The 7,686-nt window shown below is 38.3% G+C and carries 6 protein-coding genes; all 6 read right to left on the bottom strand.

What is annotated here, in order from left to right; genetic code table 11:
• Positions 1-341: 341 nt before the first annotated feature.
• The 6 genes from FIM44_RS06210 to FIM44_RS06185 all read right to left on the bottom strand — a co-directional run bounded on the left by FIM44_RS06210 (position 342) and on the right by FIM44_RS06185 (position 7,658).
• Entirely contained in the window at positions 342-1,724 is a 1,383-nt protein-coding gene (locus tag FIM44_RS06210; RefSeq protein WP_140579431.1) for an MFS transporter, read from the bottom strand.
• Positions 1,725-1,986: 262 nt separating this feature from the next.
• Complete coding sequence (locus FIM44_RS06205) at positions 1,987-3,366, bottom strand: DUF262 domain-containing protein (RefSeq protein WP_238699906.1); 1,380 nt, start codon at positions 3,364-3,366, stop codon at positions 1,987-1,989.
• Between the two features lie 254 nt (positions 3,367-3,620).
• Entirely contained in the window at positions 3,621-4,334 is a 714-nt protein-coding gene (locus FIM44_RS06200; RefSeq protein ID WP_140579436.1) for an amino acid ABC transporter permease, read from the bottom strand.
• Positions 4,318-5,094, bottom strand: coding sequence for an amino acid ABC transporter substrate-binding protein (locus FIM44_RS06195; protein WP_140579430.1), 777 nt, complete (start codon positions 5,092-5,094; stop codon positions 4,318-4,320). Before FIM44_RS06195 ends, FIM44_RS06200 begins: the two co-directional genes overlap by 17 nt.
• A gap of 71 nt (positions 5,095-5,165) precedes the next feature.
• Entirely contained in the window at positions 5,166-6,299 is a 1,134-nt protein-coding gene (gene alr, locus FIM44_RS06190; RefSeq protein WP_140579429.1) for an alanine racemase, read from the bottom strand.
• Between the two features lie 6 nt (positions 6,300-6,305).
• Complete coding sequence (locus tag FIM44_RS06185; protein ID WP_140579428.1) at positions 6,306-7,658, bottom strand: alanine/glycine:cation symporter family protein; 1,353 nt, start codon at positions 7,656-7,658, stop codon at positions 6,306-6,308.
• Positions 7,659-7,686 lie beyond the last annotated feature (28 nt).

The raw sequence follows: 7,686 nt of genomic DNA, 5'->3' as shown, positions 1-7,686 counted from the left end.
CGTCGTTTCTAGTGGTAGCGATTACACGAACTCTTTTGTTTTCAATGAAGGGGCTAGCCATTTTAAGGTGTTTTTCAATTACGGGTGGGTGTTTTAAAACGCTAGAATATTAGAGAGCTTGATTTCAATCAAGCGATAATCTCATTGTGATGCATAGGGTTAGGGGATTTTAATGGTGCTGCAGAGAGGAATCCCCCCACCCCCTTAAGAGTTTTACAACAAAATGAAATCCAAAACGATAAGTTTAAAAATCTTTGAATGTTAAGGATTTCATCATCACCAAAACCCACCAACGCTATCGGCTAAATCTTGATTGAATTACCCAAAGGTTTGTGCTTCTTTCATGTTATGGGTGGCACTTCGTGTTGGGTGTTAGATTTGTTGTAAATTGGTGCCATTAAAAGCGATACGATAAAAGCAATTAAAGCAACCACAACAATATAAAAGCTTAAACCATAACTTTGCAAACTTTCAGGTGCGGCTATAGCTTTTGCATTTAGCCAGCTTGAAAGTTGAGGGGTAAAGCCAGCGGTTATAGCATAGGCTATGTTATAAGCGAAGGAGATCCCGCTAAAACGGATTCTAGCGCTAAACACATCGCTCATAAAAATAGGGCAAAAATTCATAATACCCGCACAAAAGCAAGCTAAAAAGTATAAAACTATGGTATTTACTAAACTTGGCGCGTTAGAATAAAATTCTTTAAAGAATAAAAAGCCAAAAAAGGCAAAGGCCGCGCTAAAAGCCATGCAAACTTTGTGTGGTTTGATTTTATCGGCCAAAAACCCGGTTAAAATAATAGAACTTACAATGCCAACAAGCCCTAAAATTTGAAAATAGGTTTTTTCAAAAGGAGTGAAATTAAAATTGGGATGCATGAGGGTAAAATTGGGGACAAAAAGGATAAAAATCAAAATACAAGCGGTTAAAACCCAAGTGATAAGCATGGAGATTAATAGGCCAAAACGAGAATTTTTAAACACCTCTTTAAGCGGGAATTTAACTAAGGCATTGTCTTGTTTCATTTGCTGAAAAACAGGAGTTTCTTCTAAAAAGCGTCTCAAATAGACAGAAATGATACCAAAAATCCCTCCAAGCCCAAAAGCAACCCGCCAAGCCCAATCTTCAACAACGGGCTTGTCAAAAACCATGTAAATCCCAATATAAACCAAACTCCCAAGCAAAATCCCAGAAACTACAGAAGCGCTTAAAAAACCGATATAAGTGTTTTTTTGGCCTTGCGGAGCATGTTCATGGACAAAAACCCAAGCGCCAGGCAATTCACCACCCACAGCAACGCCTTGACAGATTCTAACAAACACCAAAAAAACAGGAGCTATGTAACCAAGATAATGAGCGTTTTTGGGGGTAAGCCCCATGCTATCAACGCCAAAACCCACAAAATGATTAAAAGTTGGCATCAAAGCGAGCACAAAGGTTGGGATCACCATCAATAAAATAGAGAGCATGAACATGTTTTTACGGCCGAATCTATCCCCAAAGTGGGCCATCACTATGCCGCCAAGCGGGCGTGCCAGATAACCTGCAGCAAAGATACCATAAGTGTTGATTTCAGACCAAATAGGGCTGAGCGTGCTCGGGAAAAAGTGTTTGGCAATGATACTCGTAAAAAATACAAAGATGATAAAATCATAAAATTCTAAAGTTCCCCCAAGCGAAGATAACCCTAAGGTTCTTATCTCTTTTTTGCCTAAATGTTTTATGGATTATCCTTTCACTAAGGCTAACGCCCTGTTTTAAATTTGTCATTTTGAAACTAAGATGGATAAGATTAATTTTATATAGCTACCTTACACCTTAAAGGCATTGTTTAGGTAACAAACATTAAATGAAATTTATTAGCGTTCAAAAAGTGAATCATTCTACCTTTTTTATCATTAAGCATCACTTAAACGAGTTTAAATTTTGTTTACCCGTTTTGTCAAAACGCTTTACTTGATTCTATCAGCAAAAAAAACACTCCTATTAAAACTTGGGTAATAACACTTCCTTTAATCTTTTAATGATAGTTTCTTCTCTTTTTTCACGAAATTCCTTGATATTTTCCCATTCTAATTTTAGTTTAGGGTCAATATAATTTTTTCTTTTATATTCTTCTATGGCTCGCTCATCTTTATATTCTTCTTTGAGCCACACCTCAGGGTCTTTATCCTTTTTGGCTTGGTTCTCTGCGCCTTCTAAAAGTTGGAGGTTGTATAAATGATTCCCACACTCATAGAAATCTTTATCCAATTTTTTATTTTCCTTTTTAAACTTGGACTTTGGATAAATATGGTCTATATGAAAAGTGGTGGTTTTATAGTTCAGGTTTGGGTATAAGATTTGTAAGATAGGAAAGACTCTAGCATGGCTACTAGAACACATCATTTCTTCTATCGCATCGTTAGTGATTTTTAAAGGCCATGTTTGGTGTTTGGCTAAATTGTGGTTGAATGATTCAAAGGTTTTCACATCCTTCATGCTATTGGCTATGTTGTTTAATTTTGTATCCGTTGAAGGAGTGAAATAACTTGTGATTTGAGCGTTACGGACAAATTTTAGGGCTTGTTCTTCATCGTTTTTATCCATTTTTTGTTTTAAAAAATAAAAATAGGCTAAACTGGATAGAATATAAGCTGAACCCAAATATTTTACATAACCAAAATTTTCTAATAGTTTTGCAGCGTTATAGATGCTTTCTGTAATTTTTTCCCAATTTTCTTCAATCTCTTTGATATTTTTTTTATTAAAATTTTTTAATTCAAAAGTAGTGTTGCTACCAATGAGAAGCAAGCAAGTTTTTAACACCTGGTCTTGCCCCATGTTTGAAAAATCTTTATCTTTTAAAGCATCCACTAACTCGTTCATTTTTTCTCTAATACCGCTTGAAAAGCTTGCTGTCAAAATAGACATCAATAAATCCGAATAGCTTAACTTAACCCCACCACTATTGACACGGATAAAAATATTTAAAACTTTATTAAGATTTTTTTCTTTTTCTTCAAAAAATGAAATGAGTTGTTTGTCGTGAAAAGCTTTGTTTAGTGTTTCTAATAATTTCAATCTATCACCTTTTAAATCATGTTCTTGTGCATAATCCCAAACACTTTCCAATTCTAAAATATCCCCCACCTTAAACCAAAAATGATTTTTATCGTTTTCAGGCTTTTTGGCATGAAATTCAAATTGGTAATTGTCTTCTGGATTATCCATGTTTGGCTGGTGCTTCAAATTCAAATACAAACGCTTCTCTTCATAAGCGTTGGGATTATCGCTTCTAGCCCCCTTTTTCTTAAGAGTTCTAGTGCCTTTAAGCCCGATATAAAGCGAGGTTAAGCGTTGTTGGCCATCTAAGACAATAGACAAATCATCACGACTGATTTGTTCAATATAGATTTTTTCATTGTGAGGCTTTCGCTCATCGTAATTTGTAATGAATTGATAGAGTTGGAAATTGAGTTTATTCTCGTCTTATTCGTCGCTCTTGGCTATATCTTCCTTTTGTAATTTCCAAAATAAAAAAGAGCCAATAGGATAGCCCCTACACACCCATGAGAATCTCCTTATTTTTATTCAGGCTGTATTATAATCAAATATTAAAGGGATTAGATTGAGCCAACTTAATTTAAGATTTTTTCCATGCGCTTTTGGATCACTTCTAAAACCAAGCAAAAAAGCCAGTAAATCAAAGCGGCTTCCAAGTAAATAGGCAAAAAGTCATAGCTGGCGTTCGCTTTTTGCTGCGCGATTCTAAAAACCTCTGCGATCGTTACCACCGAAGCTAAAGAAGTTTCTTTAAAAAGGCTGATGAAAGTGTTACTCAGGCTGGGCGTGGCGACTTTGAGCGCTTGAAAAAAGATGACATGCCAAAAGGTTTGCAAGTAATTCAAACCCAAACTCAAGCTTGAATCCCATTGATCTTTAGGGACAGAAAGAAAGCTCGCCCTTAAAGTCTCTGAAGCGTATGCCCCCACATTAAAGGAAAACGCAATAATACCTGCCGGGATTGGATCCATATAAACCCCAAGAGCGGGCAAACCATAAAACACCACCACGATTTGGACCAATAAAGGCGTGCCTCTAATGAGTGAGACATAGAAATTCACGCCCGCTAATAAAGCCTTATGAACGAAATGTTTAGGGGGCGCGATTTTAATGAGAGCCACCACAATAGCAATCAATAAGCCCAAAATAAAAGAAACAACCGCTAAAGGCAAAGAAATAGAAAAAGCGGCTTTTAGCATGGGGTAGAAAGCCTCTAATAATAATTCCAAACGCTCCTTGCTCAAATCTAAAGATTCAAAAAACAAAGACAGATTATGGCTGGCTGACATCTTTTCCAAAAAATTGTTCGCCTAAGCGTTTTAAAACCCCTTTATCTATCAATCTTTGCATCGCCTGGTTGATAAGCTCTAAGGCTTTTTCTTGGTGCTTGTTGATGACAAAGGAAGCGCCCCCATCTTTTTCTTTGGACTCCCATGCGATTTTAAAGGGGCTATTTTTATGGGTGTTTAGGTAGTTTAAGATCGCTAAAGAACTATTTAAGGTCAAATCGGCTCGTTTTTGTGCCACTAGCAACAAAGCTTGCACCATAGAATCCACCGAAACGATTTGAGCGTCGTATTTGAAAGCGATTTCCCCATAAGTGGAGCTTAAAGTGTTAGCCGCTCTCAAACCCTTAATGTCTTTAATGTCTTTAATGCGGTTTTCATCTTTTCTAACCAGCATGATCGTTCCTGAATAGCTATAGGGTAAGCTTTTATCAAAAGTCGCTTGGCGTTTTTTAGTCGTCAAACTCACCTGGTTAGCGACCATATCAAAACGCCCCGATTTCAAGCCTGTAAGCATCATATCCCATGAAGTTTCGTGGAATTTGATTTTCACGCCAAGCTCTTTAGCCAACTCCCTAGCCACTTCCACATCATAGCCGGTGAGCTTGCCTTCTTTATTGTGGTAAGTGAAAGGGGGGTAAATGCCTTCTGTGCCAACGCTGATCGTTTCTTTATTAACAAGCCTTTCATACAAGCTAGAAGCGTCCAAAAAACCCCCAAAAAAGCTTATTACCAGTAAAAAAAGAAATAAAACTTTTTTCATTTTTTAATCAATCCTACATTTTTATTTTTCGCGCATTCTAGCGCAAAATAAAAATTTTGCATGGTTTGATTTCAAATATAGACGCGCTCCAAGCGTTTGGATAGGGTGCTGATGGTTTCATAAGGAATGGTGTTTAAAAGCATAGCGATTTCGCTTGCATCATTAGCCTTAGCGCTTTTATCCCCAAATAAGATGACCTCATCGCCCTCTTTGGCTTCAATATTATTGAGCTTAACAAAGCACTGATCCATGCATACCTTGCCAATAAGGGGGGCTAATTGGTTATTGATCGCTACTTGAATGCGATTGCCTAAAGCGCGCATTAACCCATCCGCATACCCTAGAGCTAAAACACCCACTAAAGTCTCTTCATTCGTGTAAAAATGCTCGCCATAGCCAATAAATTCACCTTTTTTAACGCTTCTGATTTGAACGATTTGAGCTTTTAAACTGATAACATTTTTTAAGATTGTTGGGCATGTTTCTTTCATTCCATTAGAAGGGTAAAAACCATAGAGCATGATGCCTGGGCGATAGAGGTTTAAGAAGCGATTTTCATTCCCGTTACACAAAGAAAGGATGCCGGCGGAATTGTAGGCATGGCGGTATTGAAACTCTATTTTTTGATCCAAAAGCTGTTCTAAAAAAGCGTTAAAGGTTTTCATTTGGTTTTTAGCATGGGTTTTAATGTTGGAATCAGCGTTGCTTAAATGCGTGAATATCCCCTCTATTTCCAGGCCCTTCAAAGCGCGGATTTTTTTAATGATTTCTATGCTTTTAAAATTAGGCTCTAATCCCAAGCGGTGCATACCGGTATCAATCTTGAGATGGATTTTTAAGCGTTTTTGAGATTTTAAAGCCATTTGGGAAAAAACTTCCGCTTGTTCAAGGCTAAAAACCATAGCGCTCAAATTGTTATCAATCAGCATGGAAGCGTTAGAATTAGGGCTATAGCCTAAAATCAAAATGGGGGTTTTAGAGAAACGAGAGCGCAATTCTAAAGCTTCATCTAAGGTCGCTACCCCTAAATAATTAGCCCCTTCTTGTAAGAAAATTTCGCTCGCTTTTATGGCCCCTGCCCCATAAGCGTTCGCCTTGACAACCGCCATGATGTGAGCGTCTTTAGGGACGATGCTTTTGACTGCACTAAAATTATGCCTTAAAGAAGCGGTATTCACTTCTACAAAACTCGCCCTTTTTAACATGCCGTCTTACTTGTTAGAATGCTTGCTAAAATACCAGCGCGTTTCTGAAGAAACCACTTTATGCAACAAAATCAAAGCGATCAAATTAGGGATAGCCATAAGCCCGTTAGAAAGATCCGCTAAATTCCACACAAAATCAATTTTAGCCATGGCCCCCACCATCACACTCGCTAAAAAGATCAAGCGGTAATATTTCACTTTTTTTTCACCAAAAGCGTATTCAGTGCATTTTTCCCCATAATAAGCCCAACCAATAATCGTAGAGTAGGCAAAAAAGATCATGGTCAAAAAAATCACCACTGCCCCTAATGAACCTAGAAAATACTCCGTGCTTTTTAGAGTGAGCAAATTAGCGCTTAATTTTTCCCCATTAGGGAGCAAGGTGTTGTATTCTGGCGCCATTAAAATCACGCTCGCTGTTGCCGAACACACTATTAAAGTTACAATAAAAGTTTGGAGCATGGACACTAGGGCTTGACGCACCGGGTGGTGCGTTTGAGCGCTTGCGGCAATAATGGCTGAACTCCCTAACCCCGCTTCATTAGAATACAATCCCCTAGCCACGCCCGTTTTTATCATCGTCGCTACCAATGTGCCGCTCGCTCCGCCCACAACGGGTTTAGGGTTAAAGGCTTCTTCAAAAATGAGTTTGATCGCTTGAATGGCTAAATCAAAATGGCTAACAATAATATAAATAATAGCGATCAAATACAAAAGCACCATGATAGGAGCTAAGTAAGAAGTGAATTTACCAATGGATTTAATCCCCCCTATGACAATAACAGCGGTTAAAAGAGTGAGCAACAAGCCTGAAACCCAACTAGGCAAGTTCGCTTGTTCGCTCAAAATGGAAGAAACCGCATTAGATTGCGTCATGTTACCGGTGCCAATGCTTGCAATAATCGTAAAAATCGCAAACGCCATGGCGAGTTTGGGCATGTTAAGGCCGTTTTTGATATAATACATAGGCCCTCCGTTGTATCCAAACGCCCCTTTTTCCCTATATTTCACTGCTAAAATCCCCTCAGAATACTTAGTCGCCATGCCAACAAGCCCGGTAACCCACATCCAAAACACCGCTCCTGGTCCTGCAATGCTGATAGCAGTCGCTACGCCTACGATACTCCCAATGCCTACAGTCGCTCCTAAAGAGAGCATGAGGGCGGAAAATTGCGAAATGTCGCCCTTGGATTGGGACTCTTTGTCAAAAAGGATTTTGATCGCATAAAAAATCTTACTGAATTGCAAACCCCTAAGATAGAAGGTTAAAAACAAGCCGGTGCCTACTAATAAAATTTGCATGGGAATCCCCCACACCAAATTAGATAACAAACGCACCACCGAATCAATCGTTTCCATAAAAACTCCTTAATAAACTAGGGTTTAA

The organism is Helicobacter pylori (assembly GCF_006440215.1).
GTDB classification, from domain to species: Bacteria; Campylobacterota; Campylobacteria; order Campylobacterales; family Helicobacteraceae; genus Helicobacter; species Helicobacter pylori_CS.
This window is presented reverse-complemented; position numbering and strand designations above follow the sequence as displayed.

Coding starts and splice junctions, on each gene's coding strand:
- FIM44_RS06200 (WP_140579436.1), bottom strand. CDS start 4,334: ATGTCAGCCAGCCATAATCTGTCTTTGTTTTTTGAATCTTTAGATTTG.
- FIM44_RS06195 (WP_140579430.1), bottom strand. CDS start 5,094: ATGAAAAAAGTTTTATTTCTTTTTTTACTGGTAATAAGCTTTTTTGGG.
- alr (WP_140579429.1), bottom strand. CDS start 6,299: ATGTTAAAAAGGGCGAGTTTTGTAGAAGTGAATACCGCTTCTTTAAGG.
- FIM44_RS06185 (WP_140579428.1), bottom strand. CDS start 7,658: ATGGAAACGATTGATTCGGTGGTGCGTTTGTTATCTAATTTGGTGTGG.